Source organism: Rhizobium sp. H4, from assembly GCF_003013335.1.
GTDB lineage: Bacteria > Pseudomonadota > Alphaproteobacteria > Rhizobiales > Rhizobiaceae > Rhizobium > Rhizobium sophoriradicis.
In genome coordinates, this window is sequence record NZ_PSOW01000011.1 from 56,539 (window position 1) to 81,956 (window position 25,418).

The following is a 25,418-nucleotide window of genomic DNA, read 5'->3' on the forward strand; positions in this document are numbered from 1 at the left end:
TCCCTCGCTGCCTCAATCTAAAGCGTGTCGCGATCTTTCAGATTCGCTTGGCACGCTTCAGGTCTTGTTTTCACGCATGTCTTTATCGCAAAACCGTTGCACACTTTTACGAGACATGCCTGGTGAGGTGCTGCTGTCGAGAGGTAGTACGCAGAAATGCTGCTTCTGGTTTCATCGCTGATGCAGGAAAGTTTCTCGCTCCTGTCAGCTCAGGCGGAAAGGCCGATGGTAATCGTGGCGGAAAGCACGCCGCCATCGAGCTTTTCAAAATCGAATATGTAATCGACAGCGTCCCGCGGAATGAGGCCGTCCTCATCGTTGCGGGTATCGCGGGGAGGGCGTTGGCGATAGTCGGGATGCCCGCCATAGACGATGTCGCTCAGCGCATCGTCGAAATAGATCTGGCTGACGAGAAGTTCCCTGCCTTCGACAAGGATGCGGCAGTGGACATGCGGCGTGCGGCCCTTGTACCACCCGGGATAGACGGTCAAAAAGCTTGCCTGCCCGGCCGCGTCCGTCAGCTGGCGGCCGCGGAAGGCAAGCCCGCTTATCGCCTCGGCATCGTCGAGCGTACACATGTCAGCCGCTTCCCGGCCGGAATAGATGCCGCGGTGATCGGTATGCCAGATGTCGATATCGGCGTTTTCGACCGGTCGGCAATCGGCTGCATGGACAATGCGGACGGCCAGCCGCAAGGGCAGCCCGGCCTTTCCTTCGGTGACGTCCTGACGCTCCGGGATGTCGTTGACATGGCAGGGGCCAAGGGTCTGGGCGACGGTCGCGACGCAATTCGGGCGCGTCCGGAAGAGCGGCGCGGGCAGCTTTTCCAATGCGACGGACCGTGTGCCGCCGCTGAGGAAATCAGTGCCCTTCCAGTCGAATGTCCTGGCGGCCACGGCGATATGTCGCCGCGGCCAGAATGCGGCCGCAGCGACGGATGATGCGACAATGGTCGCACCGCCAAGCATAAGGGTCCGCCTCTTCATCTGTCCTCCCTTGCCGCAGAAGAGCGTGTAAAGCGAATGGACCGGGATTTCGAGTTAAATCCCGGCAATGATCGACGGCAGCGAGACGATCCTCGCACCTCAGATGGCGACCTGTTCGCCGAGCTCGACGACGCGATTTGACGGCAGGTTGAAATAATCGGACGGGTCGATCGCAAAGCCTTCCAACGCCATGAAGATCCGTTCCTGCCAGCCGGGCAGTCCGGTGTTCGGCGTTCTGACGAGGTTGCGGCGACCGAGATAGAAGGAGGTCTTCATGATCTCGAACTTGAAACCCGCCTCCCGGCAGAGAGCCAAGGCCCTGGTGACATCCGGATCGTCCATGAAGCCGAAGGTGATGTCCAGGCGGACAAATCGCGGCGAAAGCTGGCTGATCTTGATGCGTCTGCTGTCGGGGACATAAGGCTCGTCCTCGGTCCAGACGGTCAGGATGACGTTCTGTTCGTGGAGCACATGATTGTGCTTGAGGTTGTGGAGCAGAACACTCGGCGTCCGGTCGGGGACACTGGTCAGAAAGACCGCCGTTCCCGAAACGGTGACCGGCGCATGGTCAGACTTCCGCTCGATCGATTTGATGAAGGAATCGAGGGGGATCTCATTGTTGGCCCGCAGTCTCTTCAGGTAGGCCTGCCCACGGGTCCATGTCCACATCAAAATCATGATCGCCAGCGCCAGGGCGACCGGAACCCAACCGCCGTCGTGGATCTTCATCAGGTTGGCCGCCAGGAACATGACTTCGATGGCGAAGAGCGGCAGCAGAAGGGCGGTGGCGAGCATGAGGGAGTAGCCCCACACGGCCCGCAGGAACTGGAAGGCCAGCATCGTCGAGATGACCATGGTACCGGTAACCGAGATGCCGTAGGCGGTCGCCAGTGACTCCGAATCGCCGAAAGAAAAGATCAGCATCAACACGCCGACCAGCAGCAGCAGATTGACGCTCGGCACATAGATCTGGCCGGTGTTGGTCTCCGAGGTGAATTTGATGCGCAGTCTCGGCAGGAAGCCGAGATGGACCGCCGAACGGGCGAGCGAAAACGCGCCTGTTATGACGGCCTGGCTGGCGATAATCGTTGCCATCGTCGCCAAGATAACCACCGGCAGCAAGACCCAATCGGGATACATCAGAAAGAACGGGTTTGTCGCCGTTTCGGGATGGGCGAGAACCAGAGCGCCTTGACCGAGATAGTTCAGGAGCAATGCCGGAAAGACGAGCACGAACCATGCCGTCTGGATCGGGCGGCGCCCGAAATGCCCGAGATCGGCATAGAGTGCTTCGGCGCCCGTCACCGTCAGAAAGACGGCGCCGAGCACGATCAGGCCGACGGTTCCGGCATGGGCGAGGAACGAGAGCGCGTTGAGCGGATTGAGCGCGGCCAAAATTCTCCAGTCGTCGCCGATATGGATCACACCGCCGACCGCCATCGCCAGAAACCACAAGACCGTTATCGGCCCGAAAAACATCGAGACGGCGGCCGTTCCTCTCGACTGGACGGCAAAGAGAACGATCATGATCGCAGCCGACGCGAGCGGGACGTAGTCAGCGAAGGCCGGGGTGACCAATTTCAGGCCTTCCAGCGCCGACATCACCGAGAGGGCAGGCGTGATCATCGCATCGCCGATGAAGAGGGCGGCGCCGATCAGCCCGGCGAAGAACAGCACCGGCACGTTTCGCCCCATTTTCTTCATCAGGAGGGCGAGAAGCGAGAGGGTTCCGCCTTCGCCGTCGTTGTCGGCCCTGAGAAGAAACAGAACATATTTGAAGGTCACGATGATGGTGAGCGTCCAGACCATCAGCGAAATCAGGCCGATCACCTCCGGCTCGTGGATGCCATCGGCGGCAAAGGGCCTCAGCGCCTCGCGAAAGGCATAGAGCGGGCTGGTGCCGATATCGCCGTAAACGACGCCGATTGCGCCGACGACCAACCCGACAAAGCCGCTCCGGCTGCCGGCGTCACCGGTCTTGTCTGCATGTGTTGAAGTCATGGTTCCCCGCTCATCCGCTTGCTTACAAGCAGAAACATATGCCGCATTGGAGAACGGCAAGTAAATTCGCGCCGATGCAAACTTTTCTTGACGGCTAGCCGCCAAATGCGGGCTGGTATGATGGCCCGGAACCGGCCGGGATGAATCGATTTTCGATCCACAGGCTCGGACTGCCGCCCTCCGTCGCGCTGCTGGCATGACGCAGACGGCAAGAGATCGGACGATGAGACATTGCACGAGCTGGTGCGGGATCTCGATCTTGAGGAGCTGAGTGCGATCTCCGCCACGGCCTGATCCGGTGAGTCTCAAAATCGACGACGTATTACCGTCTGCGCCGAAAGTATTATGTTTATCGGTGGAACTATAAGCCGTGCGGGTGGTGACGGCGCTATGCGACGTCATCCAATGTCGTTTGACGTCAATGGCCCATTCTGCGGCAGAATTCAGGTTTTAGCTGCGATAGGCAGAACTTTCCGAAATGACCTTTTAGAGACAGTATTGCTCTGGAATGCTGCGAGATTATCTGCGCAATTTCGAAAAATTCGCGGAAAGATTGTTTCTGATTACTGCCATTATTCGAATATACGTTCCCGACCGCGATTTTTTCTTCGCCACATTTCGAATATTCCAGATTGTCCAAACAATGGTGAGAAACAATGAAAATTATTCTCGTCATGGCCCTCACGCTTTTCGCCATCCCCTGTAAGGCCGATATGTTGCGTACGGCTTCCAGATACGACCGCATGCACGAACGCTCGATCTCTTTCCTCGACATCAATCCCCGCAGAACGTCGTGGTGCGGCGCCTTCCTCGCCTTCATCGCCAAACGATCCTCGCGGCAGCCGCCGGCAAATCCAAATATGGCGGTCTCCTGGAAAAACTTCGGCAAGCCCGTTTTCGCCCGCTCGGCCAGGCGTGGCGACGTGGTGGTGATCCGAAGCGGCAGGCGTTTCCACGTCAGCCTGTTCGACCATTTCGACCAGCGGCGTCAATACGTCTATCTGTTCGGCGGCAATCAATCCAACCGGGTACAGCTGTCGCGTTACCGCGCGAGCTCCGTCATCGCCGTTCGACGATGACAGTGGGCCGCCAGTCACGAAGCGCAATTCTGAGTTCCTTGACGTTCGATCCCAACCTCGACAGCGGCGGGCTCATGGCTTGCGCGCTCTGACATGAAGGAAGATCGGCGCAATGCGTGTGTCGGCAACGACGGGTTCGGCCAGCGCCACTTCAGCTGAAGCCATGGGTTCGCCGAAGGCTTCTATGACAAGCCCGGCTTCGACGATCATCGACACCCAAGTCGTAAGCGTGCGGTGAAAGCGCGGTATGGAGAATGGTGTCAGCGCCGCCCGTTCGGCTTGAGGTATGGATGAAAAGATCCAGCGCTCGATCCGGCCGTCGCTCTCGTCGAAATACTCGGCGATTTCGACTGCGATCGGCTCGCCTGCCTCGTTGCGGACATTGCGGCGCTTGGGCGGCACGAAACATGGATGCAAAATAGAAAACTGCAGAAAGCCGCTGGATTTGAGGATACGGTGCACGCCCTTCAGCACGCCACGCTGGTCGGCCATGTCCATCATCGACATGAAGGCGGTAACGAAGTCGAAACTCGCCTCTGGAAAGTCGATGCTCTGGCCGTCGCCGAGCACGTAGTCTATGCCCAGCGGCGCCTGGGTCTCGCTCTCGCGGGCATAGCGAATGAAGGTTGGGGCAATATCGAGGCCCGTCATGCGGGCGCCGAGACGAGCGACGGCGCGGGTATTGGAACCTTCGCCGCAGCCGAGATCGAGTCCTGCCAGGCCCGCGACAGGCGGCAGCATGTTCAGAAAAGCCGGTGTGTTCAGCGCGTCGCGATATTTGTCGTAACCTGCCCTGGAATAGATCGTCCAGGTCTCGGCATTGCTCTCCCAATGGGCGGCAACGTCATTGGCGTTCATGGCTCTCTCCTTGCCCGGTTCGAACGGGCGGCAAGCTATAGTTGCAGTCTATGGCAATGGGAAGGCGAACGGAACAGGATAGCGGCTACGCCGCCGTGGCATCACCCTCGGCTGACGCTCCTGAACGCAGCGATGATGCTCTCCGCCGCCAGTTCGGCCTGATCCGATGTCGTCTGGAAGTTGGTGACGGAGAGGCGCAGGACGTCGCGGCCGCGCCATTTGGCGCCACCGGCGAAGAGCATCCCGTCCGCCTGGATCTTTTCGATCGTCTTTCGCGTCAGCGCGTTGCTTTCGTCGTCCGGGCGATCGGCTCCGAAACGGATGACGAGCTGATTCAGCGCCACCTCGTTCAGAATGGCGATGCCGGGTTCGCGCGCGAGCCGGTCGGCCATCAGACGGGCCGAGGCGCAGCATTGGTCGACGAGGGCCTCGATGCCGTTGCGGCCGAAATGTTTCAGCATCGCCCAGGTGGCAAAACCGCGGGCGCGCCGCGAAAGCTCCGGCACGTAATGGGAGGGATCACGCTCGCCTTCGCCGGCGAGCGGCAGATAGCTTGCGGCGATCGTCATGGCGCGGCGATGGGCGAGTTCGTCGCGCACGATCGCATAACCGCAATCATAAGGCGTCTGCAGCCATTTGTGGCCGTCGGTCGCCCAGCTGTCGGCCGCTTGGATGCCGCGGCTGAGATGGCTCACCTTCGCCGATGCCTGCGCCCACAATCCGAAGGCGCCGTCGACATGCACCCAGGCGCCTTTCGCCTTCAGAGGCGGAATGAGCCTGACAAAATCGTCGAAAGCGCCGGTATTGATCTGACCGGCCTGAAGAACGGCGATCAAGGGGCCGTCGACCGCCTCGAGTGCGCCGGGAAGTGCCGCCGGGTCGATCCGGCCCATCGTGTCGGTGGGCAGGCGCAGTACACGGTCATGTCCGAGACCGAGGAACTGAAGCGCGGAGAAGACGGTTGTGTGAGCGTCGTCGCCGATCAGCACGGTGATCTCAGGTGCGCCGAACAGGCCGTCGGCATCCGCATCCCAGCCGACTTTTCGCAACACCTCGCCGCGGGCGGCGGCAAGGCAGGTGAAATTTGCCACCGTGGCGCCGGTCACGAAGCCGACCGAGCTTTCAGCCGGCAGTTTCAGGAGGTCGAGAAGCCACCGCGCCGCTATGGTTTCAACGGCTGCCGCAGCCGGAGCGGCGAAATGGTTTCCGGCATTCTGGCCCCAGGCGCTGGTGAGGAAATCGGCTGCGACACCGACCGGATGGGAGCCGCCGATGACCCAGCCGAAAAAGCGTGGACCGGTGGTTGCATGCAGTCCGGGTTCGGCGCCGTCGGAGAGCTGCCGGATGACATCGAGCATATCGGCGCCCGTCGCCGAAAGCGGCTCGTCGAAGACGGCAAGACAGGCGGCGTAATCGCTGCTTGGCACATGGCGGGCAAAGGCTTTTTCCCGAAACCCGGCCGCAAGCCGGGCGGCCTCCTGAAACAGAGTTGCGATTGCCGACATCGGATCCCCCGCGCCAACGGCTGCCGGCCCCTGTCAGAACCTCCTCAAAGCAAGCTGTTGACGCAGGCAGTCTAGCCGATCTTGCCGACGCTGTCTTGCCGCTCCTCTGAACAGGCGGGCACCACGACCTATTCGCGAGGCATTCGGTCGGCAATCAGGAAATGGGCAGCGCCGAGATCCTGAGGGCGATCGGATGGGTGCAGGTCCGTTCGTTCCTGCGCGGCCGTCGTCGCTACAGCATATCCCCGAGGCTCCAGTGATTGCTCCAGCGGGCGTCGATTTCGTCATCGACGTTCTGGAAGCGGATGTCAGTGGAGAGGCGCAGGCGTCCGGCGGGATCCTGGTTGGTGGTGGCGGCGTGGATCATGTAGGGCGAATGCAGGACCACGTCACCGGCTTCGTAATCGGCGGCCAGCCAGCGGGTGTCGAAGCGTTCGGCCATGTCGGGCAGATCCTTCGAGACCCAGCCGCCTTCGGCCATATGGCTGTTATAGGCGCTGATCCGCTCCTCCGGCGAGAGATCGCCGCTGCGGCGTCGGAATTCGGCCTCCGTGCCCCGCCCGATGGCGTGCGAGCCTTCGAGATAGACGAGGCCACCCATTTCGACCGGGATGTCGCCGATCGGAATCCAGGCAGTCACCAGCCGGTTGGTGCCGCCGCGGAGGTAGACGAGATCGTAATGGGCCGGAGTGGCCGTCGCCGTGCCCGGCTTGGTATAGCGCATCAGCTTGCGCTTATGGAGGTAGGAAATGCCTTGGAGAAAGGCGTCCATGAAGCGCACGAGCGGCGGCTGGGCGCAGAAACCTTCATAGGCGGCCGAGCGGACGATCGACATCAGCCGCCGGTCGGCCAGGCTCCAGTCGACGCCTTCGGCGGCGGCGATGCCGAGAGCAAGATCATGGCCTGGTGCCAGCAGCCCGGTTTCGGCAAGGCGGGAGAAGACCCAGCGGCGAAAATTGATCACTTCGGGGCGCGGCAGAAGGCCCTTCAGCCAGACGTAGCCGTCCTCCTCATAGCGGCGGCGGATGGCCTCGATACCGACAGCCGGGTCGGTCGGCTGAAGCGGGCCAAGCCTTTCCGCCGGGATCGTCCGGCCATGGGCGGCAAGGGAAAGATCGGTTTTTCGCGCCTCGGCATTTGCAGAAATTGACATTTCGCCCACCCATCGCTTGGATTATTGTGTCTCCAAATAGGCGATGAAAAGGACCTGAGGACATGGAGGAAAGTCATAGCTGGACTTTTCGCTCAATATGAGAGCGGCTGAGGCGATTTATCGGTCGCCGCTGGACGCGGCGGGCGGGCTTGCCGTCACCGGGAGCGGCAGACAGCATGCACGCCATGCCGTAATGAGGAGGAAGCTGCCGAGTTTTGCAGTGGTGCTGGTGGAGCGCGGGCAGGGTTTTCTGGAAACCGCCGCTGGCGGGCGCCGGCATATCGGGGCACCGGCGCTCTTCTGGCTCTTTCCCAATCGCCTCCATTCCTATGGGCCGGATGAGGCCGGCTGGGATGAGCGATGGGCGCTGTTCGACGGCTCGTTCACGCGTGATTTCGTGCGCCTGCACCTGATCGCCGAGCGGCAGCCCGTGGTGGCGCTGCGCCATGTCGAGGAGGTGGCGCGGCTCTTCGCATCTCTGCAGGCCGATCTCATCAACGACACCCCTCTCGGTCAGGCCTCAGCGGCATCGGCGCTGCATAACATCGTGATCTTGGCCGCAAAGGAGACGAGCGCTGCGGTGAGCGGACGCCAGGTTGATGCCGGCGACATCATCGAGACGTTGCGGGGGAGGGCGCTACAGCCGCTCGACCTTGCCGCCTTCGCCGTGGAGCACGGGATGTCGCCGGCCACGCTGCGGCGCAAATTCGTGGCTGAGACGGGTTTGCCGCCTAAGGCATTTCAGCTTCGGATCCGCATGGACCATGCCAAGCAATTGCTGGCCACCAGCGATGAAAAGATTGAAACCATCGCCGCCGGGATCGGCATCGACGATCCGTTTTATTTCTCGCGCCTCTTTCACGAGCGTGAAAGTTGCAGCCCAAGCCAATTTCGGGCGCGGTACCGGAGGATGTGAGCGTGTGGAATTAGCCGTTATATGAGGATCCCTCGCGTTAGCCGCGACACGTAGGATAAAATCGATCATTACGTGAGGTGATTTTAAATATTGTTAGCGATTTCCTGCTGTGTCTTTTAATCATTCCGGGTAACTTTAAAATCCATTGCCTTTTCTGTAAGTATCGCTCAAAGATATGGAAATATCATTCGCAGTTCTGTCAATGTCGTTCTGCCAATCAGCGAGGGATATGCACTGAGATATTTTGTTCTCTACGCGCTCGTGTGCTCGACGGTTGGGTTAGTCCTTCTCGTCGTCATCCATCAAATCGCGCCGTTCGACACGGACGGGTCGAACCATTTTGTCGCCGAGCGAATGATCGACGACACTGCGACCGGGACGGTCGGCAGTGCGCCGATCCGGCCGGATGACCTGGTCGTAGGATCAACTCCTGCGCCTGCCCCTCATCAACCGCCCGTTCAGCGGTCCGATCAATGGGACCTCCGGCCAACGAATTCGCCGGCGGAGGATCCATTCAATTCATCGGTTGCACGAAAGGGCGGTCGGGTGGGAACGCCGATGCAGTGAAGCCGAAGTCTGGTAACGCTGCTCATGCTTGTCTCCGGTTGCTGCGACTATCAAAGTGTACAGCCTAAAGAAAACGGTCGGCAATTTCAGGTTGCTCCATGCTTCGGTGCCGGCGACCTGAGGTTGGGCGTCAATACGGCTGCATTGCCGCATCACGATTATCGAACCGGCCTCGATTGCATTGGCCCCAACTGTCAGTATTGACAGTATCGGGTTGATTGCAGGAGGTTGCGATGGATGTGAGCTGTGTGACGATCAGGCTTATCGAGGCAGACGAGGTGGAGACTTTCCGGCGCATCCGCCTGGAAGCGCTTCGTGTGGAACCGTCCTCCTTTGCCAGCCGCCTCGAAGATTGGAAGGCTCTTTCGGAGGAAGAGTGGCGCAGTCGCTTGAATGAGCCGGTGTTCGTGGCGTTCCAGGACGGCGAACCTGTCGGCATAACCGGCCTGCTTCGGCAGCGCTCGAGCAAAATGTCTCATCGTGCGACGATCATCATGGTCTACATCAGCAAGAGCCTGCGCGGGACCGGTCTTGCGGGCAGATTGCTGGACGTGGTTGCCGATCATGCGCGCGCGACTGGGATTCGGCAGCTCGAACTTTTCGTCAGCGCGGAGAACCCCGCGGCAATTCGCTTCTACCAGCGCCAGGGCTTCTCGGAGGTCGGCAGGATTCCCGGTGGGGTGCTGGAGGAGGGCAGGGAGATCGATGACGTGATGATGGCGCGCCGTATCGTCGATTAGGCTTCACACAGGTTTCTTCGCGTAACGGTTTATCTCGCCTCTTGACCTCAACCGCGGTTGGGGTCGCAGGATGCGGCCACGAGCGGGAGGTGTGCCATGACGAAAATTCTGAAAGACGAGGATCTGGTCGGCGGCGCTTTGATGTCCATCGCCATCGACGCGCTCGAGGCCGCGTTTCTCGCGAAAGCCTGCAATCGCTTGATCTCTCCGCCTCGGCATCATGTCTCGTTCCCCGATCGAGGCGATCTCGTTTTCACGGTCGGCGGCCTCATGGGCGAGAAACCGATCGCCGGTTTTCGCGTCTACGACACATTCAATGGGGCGGAGCATACGCAAATCGTCGCCGTGTGGTCGGCCGACGACGCCAAGCTCGAGGGCGTCATTCTCGGCGAGCGCCTCGGCAGTCTCAGGACCGGCGCCATCGGAGGGCTCGCCATCCGCCATCTCGGCGCGCCTGATGCCCGGAATATCGGGATCATCGGCAGTGGGGCGCAGGCGCGAACCCAGCTTGCCGCGGCGGCCGCCGTTCGCAATCTCGACCGCGCCCGCGTCTATAGCCGCGACGAGACAAATCGCGCAGCCTTCGCAAGCGAGATGCAGCAGGCCCTGGGGCTTGATGTGGAACCGGTCGACAGCGTCTCGAAAGCCGTTGATGACGCCGACATCGTCATCTGCGCAACCACGAGCCAAACGCCTGTCGTCCATGCCGGGGATTTGAAGCCCGGCGTGCATGTCACCACCGTCGGCCCGAAAACGCTTCAAGGATACGAACTCGGGTTGGATGTCGCCGATGCCGCAGCCGTAATCGCGACGGACTCCCTTGAACAGGCGCGCGCCTATGCTTCGCCGTTTTTCCTCACCGGCTCCGGCAACGATGATCGCATGGCCGATCTTGCCGACATCATTGCCGGGAAAGCGGCCGGACGGCGATCGTCCGAGGAGATAACGCTGTTCTGCTCGGTGGGTCTGGCTGGAACGGAAGTCGTTGTCGCGTCGGCGATACTCCGATCACCAGCCCTCGTCCTTCGGGGCACCTCAGGATGAAGGCTGATCGTGCGGGCAGTGTCTATCCGCCCTTCTCACGTCAAGCCCAGGACGTCCCGCATATTGTATTCGCCGGGCGCGCGCCCTGCGATCCAGCGGGCAGCGGCAAGCGCACCGCGGGCGAACATGCCGCGATCGAGAGCCGAATGCGAAAGCGTGAGAACTTCCTCGGCGGCGGCAAACAGCACCTTGTGTTCTCCGACGAGCCCGCCGGCGCGCAGCACGGCAAAGCCGATCTCGCCGGGCGGCCGCTCACCGGTGATCGATCGAGAAATTGCCGGAGCGCAGGATCGGAATGGTGCGCGCGGCCTCGGCGATCCGCTCGACTTCGTCCGGCTCGAAACCGGTGGCGCCGATCACCAGAGCCGGTCCGCCCGCCGCGGCGCATAGACCGGCAAGTTCGGCGGCAGCAGCTCCCGTCGTGAAATCCAGGATCACGTCGGCGGCCGCCATCGCAGCCGAACGATCGATCAACCCGGCGCCCGCGGCGGCCTCACGGCCGATGCCGCCGACGAAGGCAAAATCCGGATCGGCTGCCAGCAGCGACAAGATGGCTCGGCCCATGCGGCCGTTCGGGCCGGCGACGGCTACTTTGATTGGTGTGGTCACGTTCTTTCCTAACTCAGGAGGGTGAGCGCTGGCGGAGGGGTTTTGTCGAGCTGGACGCAAATAAAACAGAGCCATGGTGTAGACAACCAGTAGGATCGGTATTTCCGCGAAGACAGCGATCAGAATGATGCCGGCGCCGGGCCCGGCGCCTTCTCGGGGCTGCCTGGCATCTACCAATTGCCGGGGTCGGCGGTATGATCGATGCTGGCAAACTCGTCAGCTTTATTCCGGTCCAGCGTGACCTTGGTCGTCACCTGCGTCTCGTCGGTGACCGAGTAGGTGTCAGGAATCGGCCCCTTTGATAATTCCTGATACAGAAGCAGAGCGGCCTCCTCGGCGGTATCGGCCTCGATCTCGCGGGTAATTGATACGGTGAACTTATGCATGGCTTCGGCTCCCGATGGTCGCGCAGGCATGGCAGTCTGACACGAGTTTTGTGTTGAAGACACAAAAACCACGCCGCGTAGAATTGGATTCAACTGGCGGCGCCGGGCTCGATTTCTATGCCGGCTCGGACTTCTGCCGCGTTGATTGAGGCCGCGGCTCGATGCGTTGCCAAGGCCAGCGCCGCCGATGCGGCGGCTCGATCCTCATCTGCAGGAAATATTCTGCATAGGCTGGAGATAGACGGTTCGGCTCTTACTTCAGAGGGAGCAGGAAACGAACAGCGAAAGGGGCCCGTGATGGCGAAGAATACGATCTGCGTATGGTACGACAAAGAGGCTGAGGCTGCCGCCCGCTTTTATGCCGCGACTTTTCCGGACAGCGCCGTCGGTGCCGTCATTCGTGCGCCGGGAGATTATCCCGAGGGCAAGCAGGGAGACGTGTTGGTTGTCGAATTCACTGTTGCGGGTATTCCTTGCATTGGTCTGAACGGCGGTCCTACGTTCAAACACAGCGAAGCTTTCTCATTTCAGATCGCAACCGAGGATCAGCAGGAGACCGACCGCTATTGGAACGCCATTGTCGGCAATGGCGGCCAGGAAAGCGAATGCGGCTGGTGTAAAGATAAATGGGGCGTGTCCTGGCAGATTACGCCGCGGGTGTTGACCGAGGCGCTGGCCGCAGGTGGCGACGAGGCAAAGCGCGCCTTTGATGCGATGATGACCATGCGGAAGATCGACGTTGCCGCGATCGAGGCCGCCCGGCGCGGCTGAGCCGGCCCGGCGCGGACGATCGGCGCCCCGGCCGAGGCACGTGCATGGCGGGGTTTTTCAGAACCAGAGATCGCGCACGCAGCGTCCCTGGGAGGGAAGGTCTTCGAATGTCTCAAGCCCATCGAAGTGATCGATGGGCAGGTCGGCGACGAGATCCGGGGGCGCAAGCCGAATGTTGACGGCCATGCGGCGGCGGCCATCCTTTTGAAGCCGCAGGCCGCGCCAGCTCAAGACGCAGGCGCAGGAGGGGCAGAACAGAATTTCGAGAGATGAGTTCTCCCTGCCGGCGCGGGTATAGGAAGCGGTCTGCCCGGTTAGAGCGATACGCTCACCCTCATAGTCATAGGCCCACAGAACGCCGTAGCGTCGGCAGAGGGTGCAGTTGCAGGCGGTAATCGAGCCGGGATCGCCCTCGAGCGTCCAACTCGTCTTGCCGCAATGACATGAGCCCGTCAGCATGCGCGTGCGTTCAACCTCTACGCCTCTTCACACGCCGCATCCTGCCTCAATCGGATAGTGACGGCAATTGGACATTGCGACGTTGCTTCCCGGGCCCGAGCCATCGCGATAACGTCCATTCGATCATCTTGAAATTTCTAATTGAGGTTGAGGCCGGAAGATGATCCCATCCGACCTGGCGTAGTTGAGTCCACGTCTCTTCCCCATTTGCTCCGGGTGGCCAATGTCGATCTCAGATGCGATCTATCGTCCTTTCGAAACCTGGATCAGGCCGCTCGATATTGCCTATCGACCGCTGCCGTCCAAGGGGCCCGTGGCCGTCCTTCTGCACTTCATTTCGATGTTTCGCGGCGTGCTGATCACACTTGCGCTTTGCTCCATGGTGTTCGAGGTGATCAACCTGACGATCGTCTGGGGGCTTTCGGTCATTGTCGATGGCGTGACGCAACAAGGTGCTGCCGCCTTCCTGGAGAAGGAATGGCTGCTGCTTGCTGTCCTCGGCTTTCTGATCTTTCCCGTGATGCCGATCGTTTCGTTCACGCTCAACACGCTGAGTTCGCACACATTGGGCATCGCCATGCCCGCTGCCATTCAGTGGCAAGGCCACAAGGCGGTGGAGCGGCAGGACCTTGCCTTCTTCCATGATCTCTATGCCGGGCAGGTTTCCTCGCGGCTGCAGCAGGTATCGTCCGCCGTCCAGCAGCAGATTCTTGCCGGCTTCCAGACCATCCCGCGCTTCCTGATGCAACTGGTCGGCTCCGTGATTCTGTTGAGCGCTCTGGCCTGGCAGCTTGCCCTGCCGGTCGTCCTATGGATCGCGCTCAACGTCGCATTCACCGCCAGGATCGTGCCTGTTTTCGTCGAGCGTTCGCGCCGCACCGCCAAGCAGCGCAGCATGGTGGCCGGGGCCATCACCGATCTCTATACCAACATGCAGATGATCAAGCAGTTTGCGGCCGAAGACAGTGAGGCAGGTGCAATCCGCCGCATCATTCAGAAGGCCGTGCAGACGCAGCACAGCGAGCAGCGCATCTATCGCTCGTCGGAAGTGACCGTCGTGGTTCTCAACACGCTGCTGTGGCTGGCCATGCTGTCGATCGGATTTTCCGGCCTCGTCAAAGGCTTCCTCACGGTCGGCGAGTTCGTCGGCGCGGTCTACATCCTCAACCGGCTGTCGTCGCAGATCTTCGTCTTCCTGCAGATGGGCCAGCAAATATTCCAGGCGATCGGCACGATCAAGGACGCCATGCCCGTCATGACCACGCCGCCGACGATCAGCGACCGGCCAGATGCGGGCGAACTTGCCGTGCAGCGGGGCGAGATCCGGTTTGAGAATGTCCGCTTCGCCTATAAGTCGGGCAAACCAGTGATCGACGATCTGTCGCTGACGGTGCGGCCGGGGGAGAAAGTAGGGCTGGTCGGCCTCTCCGGGGCCGGCAAGACCACGCTCGCAAATCTGCTCCTGCGCTTCTACGATATCAAGGCGGGCGCGATCCTGATCGACGGACAGGACATCCGCGCGGTCACGCAGTCAAGCCTTCGCCGCGCCATCGGCGTCATCGCCCAGGACGTCGCGCTGCTGCACCGTTCGGTCGGCGACAATATCCGCTACGGCCGGCCGGAGGCGACGCAGGAAGAGATAGAAAGGGTGACGAAGATGGCGAGCGCCGATGCCTTCATCACCGATCTTGCCGACAGCGAGGGCCGCAAGGGCTATGACGCCTTCGTCGGTGACCGCGGCATCAAACTGTCTGGCGGCCAGCGGCAGCGCGTCGCCATCGCCCGCGTGCTGCTGAAGGACGCGCCGATCCTGGTGCTCGACGAAGCGACCTCGGCGCTGGACAGCGAATCCGAAGCCGCAATCCAAGAAAGGCTCAACCTCGTCATGGAGGGCAAGACGGTCATCGCCATCGCGCATCGGCTTTCAACGATCGCCAGGATGGACCGGATCGTCGTGCTCGATCACGGGCGGATCGTGGAAGAGGGCAGGCCGGACGAACTGGTCGAACGCGACGGCCTGTTTGCCCGCCTGTGGAAACGCCAGACCGGCGGTTTCATTCCTGAAGACATCGACGATCCGTTGCCGGCCTCGCCGGCGATCTGATCGCGCACGGCGGTGATGGAAATCGCTGTCATATCTGCGTCCGCTTTCCGCCGTCGTGATCGATATCGATGTTCGGCCGAATGCAAAGGCCCGGATGACGACTGCGAGTCTCGATGCAATTTACCCGCGGGCTATTCCACCAGCCCGAAGATCGGGCCATAGCCGCCGTGCCACGACCAGTCGTTACGTCCCATCGCCGGACTGTAAAGGCCGACGCCGCGTCCGCCATCGAGAAACAAGGCGTCCGGACATTGCAGACGATCGCGGAAGAGCCGCGCGAAATCGTGAAAATTGACACCGTCTTCGCTGATCGCGAAGCGAACGGTCCCGTTCTCGCAGACACCGACACCGCTTCGCCGGGTGCGGTCCGTCGAACCGATGATGAAGATTGGATTGAGCCTGTTGGCGATGACAAGCATCGGGCCGGACTGGGTGGCGAAGCGCGCCTTGGGGGCGAGTTTGAGGAACGCGTCGGTCGGTAGGATACCGGCGCCGGCTTCGCCCAGAAAGAACACGCCGTTCGGCTTCTTGTAGAAATTCGGCACCTGGCCGGCGGCGCGTTCGGCAGCCGCCATATTGGCGGGTTTCAGTTCCCTGCCGTTCTCGACATACAGTCCCAACGGCGAAAAGTCGGCCCGGTACATGCCGGCATTGACGGCGAAAGTCAGCTTTCGCCCTTCGGCGCGAACGGCTTCGGCAAGGCTTGAAAAAGCGCGATAAGGCTCGCCGTCGGCGCCCTTCCAGAACAGACGCAGGTCGACCTTCCCCACTTCCAATGTGCAGACGACGTATTTCGCCTCATCGAAAGTCTCCTGTCCGCATTGCTCGGCTTGCGCGTGGTGCAGGGGCAATAGGGCTGCCAGCATCAAGGCCAGAGCGAGCATGCCAGGTTTCAGATAGGTCATATGGGTCAGGCATCCGATTTGCCGCCGCCGAGCTGGAATCCGATTTCCGCTCCGGCGGCACTGCGGGGCGTGGGAACTCCGTAAATATTGCAATAATCGCATTTCTGTGACCGGCAACCGACAATTGCTGCTGGGTGGCCTCTGAATGCAAATATGCCGGCGCACTCGCTCCGCCGCGTCGAATGCCTTTTCGATGTGGTATCGGCGCTAACCGGTAGGTGAAGGCAGCGCGCCGATACTCTGTCACCCTCACTTGGTCTCCGGCAAGCAGATGGGGTAGGAACGTCAGCGGCAAAGAGCCCTCTGAAAATTACTGCCAGGCGGTACGGGCCGTACCGAGGGCGGTTGTGTGCGAGGATGAAACCTGGGCGACGTGCGCCTTGAGCGACACGACGCAGTTTCCGGGATAGGTGAGCTTGTGCAGCGTCAAATGCTGGAGCAACGCTTCTGCGTCGCGCTTCTCGGTCAGCGGAAATGTCACAGTCATGCAAGTCCTCCAAACGACAAACTGAGCATCTGTAGAAAAGCTAATGCTCAGTTTCTTTTGCGCCGCAACAAGAAAATTTTAATCATAAAATTAAAATCGATTAATTCTGGGTGCCTGATGTTTAAAATCGTTTGAAATTCTGCAGCGGCTACCAATCGGGTTGAACGGCGGCAGCAAGCGGTCGATCAGGCTTGCCGCTGCGAGGTTAGGAGCGGTGTCTTCCGTTACGGGCGGCCCAGTTTCTGAGGCGCAATCCGTTGAGCCTGATGAAGCCTTCGGCGTCGTGGTGGTCATAGGCGACCCGCCCTTCCTCGAAAGTGACGAGATCGGCGGAATAGAGCGAGGAAGGGGAGGCTCGGGATATGACCGAGGCGTTTCCCTTGTAGAGCCGGAGCGTGACTTCGCCGCTAACTAAGGCCTGGCTGCGGTCGATCAGGGCTTGCAGCATGTCGCGTTCAGGAGAAAACCAGAAACCGTTGTAGATCAGTTCGGCGTAGCGGGGCATGAGCTCATCCTTCAGATGCGCGGCGGCGCGATCGAGGGTGATCGATTCGATGCCGCGATGGGCGGCAAGCAGGATCGTGCCTCCCGGTGTTTCGTAGACACCCCTCGACTTCATGCCGATGAAGCGGTTTTCAACCAGATCGAGCCGCCCGACGCCGTGTCGCCCGCCGCACTCGTTGAGATCGGTGAGCAAAGCGGCCGGCGTCATCGGCCTGCCGTTCAGGGAGACAGGGTCGCCGTTCTCGAAGCCGATCGCGACAATTTCGGGCTGGTCCGGAGCGTCGATGGGATCGACCGTGCGCCGATAGATGTAATCGGGTGCGATCTCCGCCGGGTCTTCAAAGACCTTACCCTCGGTCGAGCTGTGCAGCAGGTTGGCGTCGATCGAGAAGGGGGCCTCGCCACGCTTGTCCCTCGGCACGGGGATTTGATGCCTTGCGGCATATTCCAGCAACTGGGCGCGCGAGCGGATATCCCATTGGCGCCAGGGGGCGATGACCTCGAGTGACGGGTCGAGCGCATTGACGGCGAGTTCGAACCGGACCTGGTCATTGCCTTTGCCGGTCGAGCCGTGGGCGACGGCATCGGCTCCGACCTCCCGGGCGATGGCGACGAGGTGTTCGGCGATCAGCGGACGGGCGATGGAACTGCCAAGCAGGTACTGGCCCTCATAGACCGTGTTGGCCCGCAGCATGGGAAAGACGAAATCGCCGACGAATTCCTCTCTGAGATCGACGATGCGAATGTCTCGAACACCCAGCATCTTCGCCTTGGCGCGGGCAGTTTCGAGTTCCTCGCGCTGGCCGAGATCGGCGGTGAAGGTGACGACCTCGCACCCATAGGTCTCCTGCAGCCATTTGAGGATAATCGAGGTATCCAGCCCGCCGGAATAAGCGAGCACGATCTTTCCTATCTTTCTTGCCATTAGCTCTTCTCCACATCGATACGTGGAACGATAGGCCAAAGCTCACGCAATGAGATTGGGAAGCATCCCTGAAATTGTAAAAGATTGGCATGATATGCCACTAATGAATCTTATGGAGCTATAAAATGTCCGTCACCCTGGATGCGATCGATCGGCATATCTTGCGTGTCCTCCAGCGCGACGGGCGCATTTCGAATGTCGAGCTGGCGAGGGAGGTGGGGCTGTCGCCTTCGCCCTGCTTGCGCAGGGTGCGGCTGCTCGAAGAGGCAGGCATCATCGATCGTTATGTCGCCGTGCTCGACCCCGCAAAGGTCGGCGCGGGGCTGACGGTGTTTGCCCGCGTCTGGTTCAAGACCCAGGATGCCGAGGTGACGCTGCGGTTTGCCGAAGCCGTCCGGCGGTTTCCTGAAGTCATGGAATGCTACCTGACGACGGGCGAATGCGACGCCGTGCTGCGTATCGTCACCGCCGACCTGCACAGCTACTGGCGCTTCCAAGCCGATCATCTGACCCGCATCCCGAGCGTGCTCAGCGTCAAAACAGACGTGCCGATGGAAACGCTGAAGCGGAGCTGCGAGCTGCCGCTGCGGTAGGTGTCGCCGATTCCTCCAGCAATGTGGGTGGCCAGCCCCGCCCTTCGAGGCCCCTTCGGGGCGCCTCAGGATGAAGCTGGAGAGAAGGGCGCGCCTGAGACGGCTGGAGAAAGGGCGTGCGTGGTATTGCCAGGTGGGGCGGGTGGGAGAGAAGGCGCGTCGAATTCCTTGCCGTAATCGGATCGGTTATCCCCGGCTTCGCGGGCAGACGGCGGAGAACCGCCGTCTGCATGCGTCGTTCTGGTTACGCCGTCAACGCGGCGGCGTAATCGGCCGCATAAGTCTGCAGTGAACGCGGGGCGTTGCCGGTCAGCGTCTCAACATCGCCGTTCACGACGGCGGTCCAGCCTTGGCGGACGGGATAGAAGATCGAGGCGAGGAAGCTTGCGTAATCGGCCGGTACACCGGCGCCGGTGAGCATGTCGATGAAGGTTTCGTCGGAGACGGCGTTATAGGAGACAGGCTTGCCAATCGCTTCGGAGAGGATGGCGGCGCCTTGCGTATAAGAGAGCGCTTCCGGTCCAGTCAGATTGAAGGCCTTGCCGTCGAAGGACGAGGAGGTGAGCGCCGCCACGCCGCTTGCCGCGATATCGCGGGCATCGATGAAGCTCGACTTGCCTTCGGCGGCGGGAAGGGCGATCTGGCCGTGATCAATGCCGGGTTTCCAGAAGGTGTGGAAGTTGTCGGAAAACCAGTTCGGACGCAGGATGACGTAAGGCGTGCCTGACTTTTCCAGGGCAATTTCGACCTGGCGATAGGGGATGGAATCGTCGGCATCGACGCCGAACGCACTCTGGAGCACGACCTTGACCTTGCGGGCCGCGGCCGCCTCGATGACCGGCAGCAGCAGGCCTTTGGCATCGGCATGGCCGGAGGCAAGCAGCACATAGGCGCGATCGACGCCATCGAAGGCCGGCCCGAAGGTTTCGGGCTTGGCGTAGTCGAAGACGACGCCCTCGGCGCCTGCCACCGGCTTGCCGGCGCGGGAGGCGGCCTTGACGGCCTCGCCCTTTGCCAGGAGCCCGTCCACCACGTGCCTCCCCACGGTGCCGGTTGCGCCGATAACCAGAATCTTGCTGCTCATGTCATTCTCCATTGGTATCTACTGGAAACTATCTTTCCATGGGATAGATACAGAGAAAATGGGATTGGAAAAGAGAGCACTTTTTTCTCACCTGGTTTCCTCGAGGAAACCAGGGGGACAAACCGGGAGCGGATGATCATGCCAGCGCAGGCCTATAATGTTTACGAGGATCGTTGTCCGACGAGGCTGGTACTCGACCGGCTGGCAGACAAATGGGCGCTTTTGATCCTCGACCGGCTGCGGGGCGGGCCATTACGCTTCAACCACATCCGCCGAGAGATCAAGGGCATATCGCAGAAGGTTCTGTCGCAAACGCTGAGAAAGCAGGAGCGCGACGGCTTGATTACACGCACCATCTTCCCGACCGTGCCGGTAACCGTCGAATATGCGCTGACGCCGCTCGGGCGCACCCTGACGGAGACCGTTTCGGCGCTCACCCATTGGGCGGAGAAGAACATGGACGCGATCCTTGCGGCGCAGCGTACCTATGATGAAAGGGATGCTAGTTGACGGGCGAGGCGTCACACTTGTCGGCCCGCGGTGAACGTGTCTCGGCCGGCAGTCAGGATGGCGCCGCGCCGCTGCTATAGCATGATGCCGAAAGGGTGAGGCGGTTTTCGGACGACATCATTAATTTAGAACAGGGTTCAGATTTTAGGCCGACCGAGCCTAAAATCGTCCTGTTCTAGCCCCTCATGCGGTCCTGATCCGGCGTAGGCGTGTTGAGCACCACTGCCATGCCGGCGCAACGACGTAGCCGACGGCCGGGATTGTCGCCAGCCCGATGAGGATGCCAACGAGACCTGCACCGGCCGCCTGAACCAGCCAGGAAAGCACGGCGCCGCCGGCCGGCACCGCATGGGCGATACCTTCCCCGGCATCGTGGAGGAGATGGCTCGGCCAGGCGAGGCCGAAAGTTTCGGCGCCGTGCACGATGATGCCGCCGCCGACCCAGATCATCGCCGCCGTCCCGATCAGGCCGAGCACCTTGAGAAGATAGGGCATGCCCTGCACGAGGCCGCGCCCGAGCATGCGCAGGAGCGCGCCGGCTTGAGAAGGGGAGGAGCGCTGGGCAAGCCAGAGGCCGAAATCGTCCGCCTTTACGATCAGAGCGACGACGCCGTAAACGGCAGCCGTGATCATGATTCCGACCAGGGCGAGAACCAGCGCCTGCATCGCCAGCCCCGACTCGGACAGGGAGCCGAGCGTGATCGCCATGATCTCGGCCGACAGAATGAAATCGGTCCTGACTGCGCTCGCGACTTTTTCGTCCTCGAAGGTTTTGGCATCGACGCTGATCGTCTCGAGCCCCGCCTCGTGTGAATGGGCGGCATGCGGCACGACGAGCTCGTAGACCTTTTCGGCGCCTTCGTAGCAGAGGTAGAGCCCGCCGAGCATCAGCAGCGGCGTCACCGCTTGCGGCAGGAGGAGGCTGAGGGCGAGTGCTGCCGGCAGGAGGAACAGAAGTTTGTTCTTGAGGGAGCCGACGGCGATCTTCGCGATGATCGGCAGCTCGCGCGCCGCCGACAGGCCGGTCACATAACGCGGCGTGACGGCAGCGTCGTCGATCACGACGCCGGCGGCTTTGGCGCCGGCTCTGCCCGCGTGAGCGACGACATCGTCCAGGGAAGCAGCGGCCGCCTTTGCAAGCGCGGCAACATCATCAAGCAGGGCAATCAGGCCGACACTCACAAGCAAACCTCTCGTTTAGGGACATGGATGGCGAAAATAGACAATCGGGCGGCAGCCGGAAAGAGGTGCTGCCACGGATGGTTGCGGCGCGCGCCGGATCGAAACATTCGCCGGGCGGTCGCGAGGGCTTGTCGGAGAGCGGCGGGCTGCAGTTTCGTCAGCCGGTCGATTGGCTGCGATCGCCAGGCCAAACAGCAATGCCGTCGGCTCCGGGCAGCCCGTCGCCGCAACCATCACCGCGACAGCGGCAGGCGATCCGACAACAGCGACGATAGTGTGTTCCATGATCCACTCTCGATATCGGAGCCGCTGGTTCGTTGCCGGATCAGCTCTAGCGGATTTCCTGTCGCGTGCAAGCGAGTTGGGCAGGTCTCATTCGACCTGGATATGAAGATGGTCATCGTGGCGGGCGGCCCGGCAGCCCTGAAAGCGGACATGGGCGTCGGTGATCCCGAGCCCGTTCTTCAGGTGCGGTTCGATGAAGATCTTCTGCAGACCAAAGCGCGCGACCCCTTCCGTCGTCAGCCAGGCGACCGCCGCCGCGGTGCGCTGCTCCTCGATCCGGTAGGCCGGGAACAATGGCTGCAGCGCATCGAAATTCCAGCGGGTGGTGAGCCAGTCATGGCGACCCGCGCATGGCAGTTCGTCGCCCGGGCCAGGCTCCTCGAAAGCGAAATAACCGATCGGCGAGCGGGTGGCGCCATTCAGGAAGGCGCCATTTGCATCCTTGTAGTAATAGGCGAAATCAAGCTTCTTGCCGTCGGCATGCGAGAGATGCGGCAGCAGCGGGAAACCGTTGACGAAAGGGAAGTTTGCATCCAGCGCGACGGTGACGGTGCCGGGAAATTGCTTGTCCATATGGGCGGCGAGCGCCGCTGCCAGATCGCGAAGCTTGGGCGTGACGTAGTTGCGGTTCAGCGCGCAGTAGATTGGCGAGCGGACCACGAGCCAGTCTTCGGTGCTTGACAGGCAGGAGAGTGGAACGCGGCCGAATGCCGGTGCCGCAAACTGCGTGGCGACGGTCGCGGCGGCGTAGCACAAAAGGAAGAGCGCGAGCTTGGCGGGAAATCGCCTGAGGCCGCATATTCGCGCGGCGGCGAGGGCGATGAGATAGGCGATGCCGCCGATCTGGGTGAGCAGCGTCAGGACGAGAGCGGCGAGGGCGTGGAGGATGAAGCGGAGCACCGGGCGGACTTGCGGAAGGAGGTTGCATTGCCTTAGGCGAGGGAGTGGAGATGTGCAAGGTGGGTGGGGAGTGCGGTTATCTCGCAGGGCCTCGACCTTCAAGCCGAGACCTGCGCGATCTGGCCGGCACCGGCACCTAAGAGGTGTCCGAGCTCATCGAGAGAATATCGGATCTTTTAGTGGTCCAACTGCTTCGACAGTTCGGCAAAAAGCCTGTCGCCGCGGGTGTTCATCTGGAGCAGATCGACCGCGACCGTGATGGCGCGGCGTCCCTCGACGCTGTCGATGTCGAGTTTCTTCTCGCCGCACCATTGCCGAACGGCATCGGTGACGATGGTTATTTCGTGGTCGTCGAGTGAGATAAGCGATAGGAGCAACGTCGTACCCTCCATAAAGCGGCAAGAGCACTTATGATCTCCCAAGCGGTCGCGCCGATGATGCGATGGGCCGATGACGCTCACTCTACGCTCATTCCGCAGCAATGCCAGAGCTAGTTTTTGGCGCGGTCGGGCCGCCCGGCGGGCGCTGCGGCCGGCGCGTCCAAGGCTGCCGAAGGCGGACGCACGGCCCGTTTTTTGCTATAGTTGCGGGAGCCGCCGTGGATCCCATGGCCTGGCCAATCGAGGCGCAGGTGTGAGATGAGCGATGTTCGGGAACGACTCCTCGACAGCAAGATGACTGAGATGGAGCTTGCCCGGTCCTGGAGCCCGCGCGTCATCTCCAAGTTCGAAAGCCTGATCCGCAGCGGCGACGATTTCTCGCTCTACCGCATCAACCCGCTGGCTTTTGCGCGCGATCACGCGATCTCCGAGGCCGAAAGCATCGATCTCTTTCTCCATGCGACGCGCAGCGGCCTGTTCGAGATGAGCTGGGACGTCGTGTGTCCCCAATCCGGCATGGTGCTCGACAGTTTCGGCGCGCTACGGACGCTGAAGACCCACTATGTCTGCGGCCTTTGCGACGTCTCCGGCGAAACCGACCTCGACGACTTCATCGAAGTGACCTTCACGGTGTCGCCGCAGTTGCGCCGGCTGCCGTTTCACGATCCCGGCTCGCTTTCGGTCGAGGATTTTCACTGGAAGGCGCGGTTTCTGGGTGACGCGCGGCTGCCCGGCCAGCAGGCGCGCTTTCTCGACGTCCTCAAGGGGATGGTGCGCGGCGTGACCTTCCTGGCGCCCGCATCCGTCACGACGGTGAGGACGGAACTCGGTCCCGGGGCGCTCGCTGGCATTAACGTGCAGACGCAGGCGAGCTTTGCGCTGCCGGTGGCAGGCGAACCTGTGACGGTGCCGACGCTCCTGCGCGTCCGATATGACGGTCAGCGGTTCTGCGCTTCGCTGCCGTCGGTGCGGCCCGGCCCCGTCATCGTCGACGTCGAGAACTCGGCGGCCATGCGAGGCTCGCTGCTGCTGATCAACTGGCCGCCCGAGATCCTGGCGCAGACCACCAAGCCGGTCCTCGACTTCGATCCCTATGTATCGGGCGGAATGCTTTTGGCGCGCCAAACCTTCCGGCGGCTGTTTCGTTCCGAGCGCGTTGACGAAAGGGAGGGGCTCGGCATCCGCCAGGTGACGCTGCTGTTCACCGATCTCAAGGGCTCAACCGCAATGTACGAACGGCTCGGCGATCTCAACGCCTATGCGCTGGTGCGCGAGCATTTCGCCTTGCTCGGCGCCACGGTGCAGGAGCATTCGGGCGCAATCGTCAAGACGATCGGCGATGCCGTGATGGCTGCCTTCTCCCGCCCGGCCGATGCGGTTTCGGCGGCGTTGCATATGCTTGGGGAAATCGAGCGTTTCAACAGCGAACATGGCGATCCCAGCATCATCCTGAAAATCGGCGCCCATTGCGGCCCGTCCATCGCCGTGACCTTGAACGACAACCTCGATTATTTCGGACAGACCGTCAATGTCGCTGCCCGGGTGCAGTCGCTGGCCGATGCCGGCGAGATATGCATTTCCGAAGCGCTGTTTTCGGCACCTGGTGTCGCCCAGTTGCTTTCCGGCCAACGGCTGGCCGCCTTCGAGGCCCCGTTGCGGGGCGTCGAGGGAACGGCATGCGTATACCGAGTGATTCCGGGTTAGATCTGACGCGAGCAGGCGACCCTTGCGACCGCCTTGCCCGGACGGCCTGAGCTGGCAATTATTTCGCGAGCACGATATGGGTGGCGTGTTCGCTGGCGACATGTTCGGTGACGCGGAATCCGAGGGCCGGCAGGTCGATGCCTGAAAACAGCGCTTCGCCTTTGCCGAGCACGACGGGGGCGACGGCGAAGTGCAGTTCATCGATCAGGCCGGCCTGCAGATATTGCCGCACGGTGCTGACGCCGCCGCCGATTTTTACATCCTTGCTGCCGGCCGCCGCCCTGGCCTTGTCGAGCGCTTCATGAATGCCAGATGTGATGAAGTGGAAGGTCGTGCCGCCTTCCATGACCAGCGACTCGCGCGGATAGTGGGTCAGGATATAGGTCGGTGCGTGGTATGGCGGGTTCGGACCCCACCAACCTTTCCAGGCATCGTCCGGCCACTCGCCACGGATCGGACCGAACATGTTGCGGCCGAGGATGAAGGCGCCGAAATTGGCCATGCCGCGGGCGGCATAATCCTCGTCAACTCCTTGCGAACCGTCGTCCTTTCCCTGCATCGCACGGAACGTGCGGGTATGGAAAAACCATTGAAACATCTCGGGTCCCCGCTTGCCGAGCGGATACTGCAGGCTCTGTTCCGGACCGGCGCCGAAACCGTCGACGGAAACGGAAAACCCTGCAACGCGCACCTTAGACATGCTCTCCTCCATGTGATTGCAGTTTGAAACTAGTTGTGTTCTCACATAAGCGATCCTATAATGCAACTGGTTTTTACAGGA

24 protein-coding genes and 1 pseudogene are annotated in these 25,418 nt (G+C 61.4%); 9 read left to right on the forward strand and 16 right to left on the reverse strand.

Going from position 1 to position 25,418, the window contains the following annotated elements; translation table 11 throughout:
- Window positions 1-209: 209 nt before the first annotated feature.
- Window positions 210-986 carry a protocatechuate 3,4-dioxygenase gene (locus C4N04_RS18055; protein WP_039620553.1) on the reverse strand — a complete coding sequence of 259 codons (777 nt, stop codon included), beginning with the start codon at window positions 984-986 and terminating at the stop codon, window positions 210-212.
- A gap of 99 nt (window positions 987-1,085) precedes the next feature.
- Window positions 1,086-2,987, reverse strand: a complete 1,902-nt coding sequence (locus C4N04_RS18060; RefSeq protein WP_106796665.1) for a potassium transporter Kup — start codon at window positions 2,985-2,987, stop codon at window positions 1,086-1,088.
- 656 nt (window positions 2,988-3,643) lie between these two features.
- Between C4N04_RS18060 and C4N04_RS18065 the strand changes: the two genes are divergently transcribed.
- The gene (locus C4N04_RS18065) at window positions 3,644-4,066 is read left to right on the forward strand and encodes a TIGR02594 family protein (RefSeq protein WP_009990113.1); all 423 of its coding nucleotides are present in this window, start codon (window positions 3,644-3,646) and stop codon (window positions 4,064-4,066) included.
- 72 nt (window positions 4,067-4,138) lie between these two features.
- Here C4N04_RS18065 and C4N04_RS18070 read toward each other — a convergent pair whose 3' ends face one another.
- The 3 genes from C4N04_RS18070 to C4N04_RS18080 all read right to left on the reverse strand — a co-directional run bounded on the left by C4N04_RS18070 (window position 4,139) and on the right by C4N04_RS18080 (window position 7,582).
- Window positions 4,139-4,924 (reverse strand): class I SAM-dependent methyltransferase, encoded by a 786-nt coding sequence (locus tag C4N04_RS18070; RefSeq protein WP_096761943.1) that lies wholly within the window; start codon window positions 4,922-4,924, stop codon window positions 4,139-4,141.
- Between the two features lie 101 nt (window positions 4,925-5,025).
- The gene (locus C4N04_RS18075; RefSeq protein WP_077989392.1) at window positions 5,026-6,429 is read right to left on the reverse strand and encodes a pyridoxal-dependent decarboxylase; all 1,404 of its coding nucleotides are present in this window, start codon (window positions 6,427-6,429) and stop codon (window positions 5,026-5,028) included.
- 232 nt (window positions 6,430-6,661) lie between these two features.
- Entirely contained in the window at window positions 6,662-7,582 is a 921-nt protein-coding gene (locus C4N04_RS18080; RefSeq protein ID WP_106796666.1) for a phytanoyl-CoA dioxygenase family protein, read from the reverse strand.
- A gap of 97 nt (window positions 7,583-7,679) precedes the next feature.
- Here C4N04_RS18080 and C4N04_RS18085 point away from each other — a divergent pair, with 97 nt between their 5' ends.
- The 3 genes from C4N04_RS18085 (at window position 7,680) to C4N04_RS18100 (ending at window position 10,849) form a co-directional block, all read left to right on the forward strand.
- Entirely contained in the window at window positions 7,680-8,498 is an 819-nt protein-coding gene (locus C4N04_RS18085) for an AraC family transcriptional regulator (protein WP_077989390.1), read from the forward strand.
- An 800-nt stretch (window positions 8,499-9,298) separates the two neighbouring features.
- A complete protein-coding gene (locus C4N04_RS18095) occupies window positions 9,299-9,805 on the forward strand; it encodes a GNAT family N-acetyltransferase (protein WP_106796668.1) in 507 nt (168 codons plus the stop codon).
- 96 nt (window positions 9,806-9,901) lie between these two features.
- On the forward strand, window positions 9,902-10,849 hold the full coding sequence (locus C4N04_RS18100; RefSeq protein ID WP_077989388.1) for an ornithine cyclodeaminase family protein: 948 nt from the start codon (window positions 9,902-9,904) through the stop codon (window positions 10,847-10,849).
- A 35-nt stretch (window positions 10,850-10,884) separates the two neighbouring features.
- On the opposite strand, the pseudogene C4N04_RS18105 reads toward C4N04_RS18100, so the two are convergent.
- Window positions 10,885-11,413, reverse strand: a pseudogene (locus tag C4N04_RS18105) (dihydrodipicolinate reductase C-terminal domain-containing protein).
- A 215-nt stretch (window positions 11,414-11,628) separates the two neighbouring features.
- A complete protein-coding gene (locus tag C4N04_RS18110; protein WP_106796669.1) occupies window positions 11,629-11,844 on the reverse strand; it encodes a hypothetical protein in 216 nt (71 codons plus the stop codon).
- Window positions 11,845-12,141: 297 nt separating this feature from the next.
- Between C4N04_RS18110 and C4N04_RS18115 the strand changes: the two genes are divergently transcribed.
- Window positions 12,142-12,615 carry a VOC family protein gene (locus tag C4N04_RS18115; RefSeq protein ID WP_009995621.1) on the forward strand — a complete coding sequence of 158 codons (474 nt, stop codon included), beginning with the start codon at window positions 12,142-12,144 and terminating at the stop codon, window positions 12,613-12,615.
- A 57-nt stretch (window positions 12,616-12,672) separates the two neighbouring features.
- Here the strand turns inward: C4N04_RS18115 and C4N04_RS18120 are convergent, their stop codons facing one another.
- A complete protein-coding gene (locus C4N04_RS18120) occupies window positions 12,673-13,074 on the reverse strand; it encodes a GFA family protein (protein WP_009995622.1) in 402 nt (133 codons plus the stop codon).
- A 223-nt stretch (window positions 13,075-13,297) separates the two neighbouring features.
- Between C4N04_RS18120 and C4N04_RS18125 the strand changes: the two genes are divergently transcribed.
- Window positions 13,298-15,178 carry an ABC transporter ATP-binding protein gene (locus C4N04_RS18125; protein ID WP_077989386.1) on the forward strand — a complete coding sequence of 627 codons (1,881 nt, stop codon included), beginning with the start codon at window positions 13,298-13,300 and terminating at the stop codon, window positions 15,176-15,178.
- Between the two features lie 131 nt (window positions 15,179-15,309).
- Here the strand turns inward: C4N04_RS18125 and C4N04_RS18130 are convergent, their stop codons facing one another.
- The 3 genes from C4N04_RS18130 to C4N04_RS18135 all read right to left on the reverse strand — a co-directional run bounded on the left by C4N04_RS18130 (window position 15,310) and on the right by C4N04_RS18135 (window position 17,999).
- Complete coding sequence (locus C4N04_RS18130) at window positions 15,310-16,083, reverse strand: phosphodiester glycosidase family protein (RefSeq protein WP_009993519.1); 774 nt, start codon at window positions 16,081-16,083, stop codon at window positions 15,310-15,312.
- Window positions 16,084-16,393: 310 nt separating this feature from the next.
- Window positions 16,394-16,570, reverse strand: coding sequence for a hypothetical protein (locus tag C4N04_RS31870; RefSeq protein WP_009993521.1), 177 nt, complete (start codon window positions 16,568-16,570; stop codon window positions 16,394-16,396).
- A gap of 205 nt (window positions 16,571-16,775) precedes the next feature.
- Entirely contained in the window at window positions 16,776-17,999 is a 1,224-nt protein-coding gene (locus tag C4N04_RS18135; RefSeq protein WP_106796670.1) for an argininosuccinate synthase, read from the reverse strand.
- 125 nt (window positions 18,000-18,124) lie between these two features.
- On the opposite strand from C4N04_RS18135, the gene C4N04_RS18140 reads away from it, so the two are divergent.
- Entirely contained in the window at window positions 18,125-18,592 is a 468-nt protein-coding gene (locus C4N04_RS18140) for an Lrp/AsnC family transcriptional regulator (RefSeq protein WP_009994690.1), read from the forward strand.
- A 244-nt stretch (window positions 18,593-18,836) separates the two neighbouring features.
- Here C4N04_RS18140 and C4N04_RS18145 read toward each other — a convergent pair whose 3' ends face one another.
- Complete coding sequence (locus C4N04_RS18145; protein WP_038689644.1) at window positions 18,837-19,676, reverse strand: SDR family oxidoreductase; 840 nt, start codon at window positions 19,674-19,676, stop codon at window positions 18,837-18,839.
- Between the two features lie 132 nt (window positions 19,677-19,808).
- On the opposite strand from C4N04_RS18145, the gene C4N04_RS18150 reads away from it, so the two are divergent.
- Window positions 19,809-20,186 (forward strand): helix-turn-helix domain-containing protein, encoded by a 378-nt coding sequence (locus tag C4N04_RS18150; protein ID WP_038689642.1) that lies wholly within the window; start codon window positions 19,809-19,811, stop codon window positions 20,184-20,186.
- Between the two features lie 183 nt (window positions 20,187-20,369).
- On the opposite strand, the gene C4N04_RS18155 is transcribed toward C4N04_RS18150, so the two are convergent.
- From C4N04_RS18155 to C4N04_RS18165, 3 genes are all read right to left on the reverse strand, one after another.
- Window positions 20,370-21,368 carry a DUF808 domain-containing protein gene (locus tag C4N04_RS18155; protein WP_106796671.1) on the reverse strand — a complete coding sequence of 333 codons (999 nt, stop codon included), beginning with the start codon at window positions 21,366-21,368 and terminating at the stop codon, window positions 20,370-20,372.
- A gap of 372 nt (window positions 21,369-21,740) precedes the next feature.
- A complete protein-coding gene (locus C4N04_RS18160) occupies window positions 21,741-22,553 on the reverse strand; it encodes a hypothetical protein (protein ID WP_106796672.1) in 813 nt (270 codons plus the stop codon).
- A 176-nt stretch (window positions 22,554-22,729) separates the two neighbouring features.
- Window positions 22,730-22,930 (reverse strand): hypothetical protein, encoded by a 201-nt coding sequence (locus tag C4N04_RS18165; protein WP_039623333.1) that lies wholly within the window; start codon window positions 22,928-22,930, stop codon window positions 22,730-22,732.
- A gap of 261 nt (window positions 22,931-23,191) precedes the next feature.
- On the opposite strand from C4N04_RS18165, the gene C4N04_RS18170 reads away from it, so the two are divergent.
- The gene (locus C4N04_RS18170) at window positions 23,192-24,637 is read left to right on the forward strand and encodes an adenylate/guanylate cyclase domain-containing protein (RefSeq protein WP_106796673.1); all 1,446 of its coding nucleotides are present in this window, start codon (window positions 23,192-23,194) and stop codon (window positions 24,635-24,637) included.
- 58 nt (window positions 24,638-24,695) lie between these two features.
- On the opposite strand, the gene C4N04_RS18175 is transcribed toward C4N04_RS18170, so the two are convergent.
- Window positions 24,696-25,337: a dihydrofolate reductase family protein gene (locus tag C4N04_RS18175; protein WP_106796674.1), complete on the reverse strand. Its 642-nt coding sequence runs from the start codon at window positions 25,335-25,337 to the stop codon at window positions 24,696-24,698.
- Window positions 25,338-25,418: the final 81 nt, after the last annotated feature.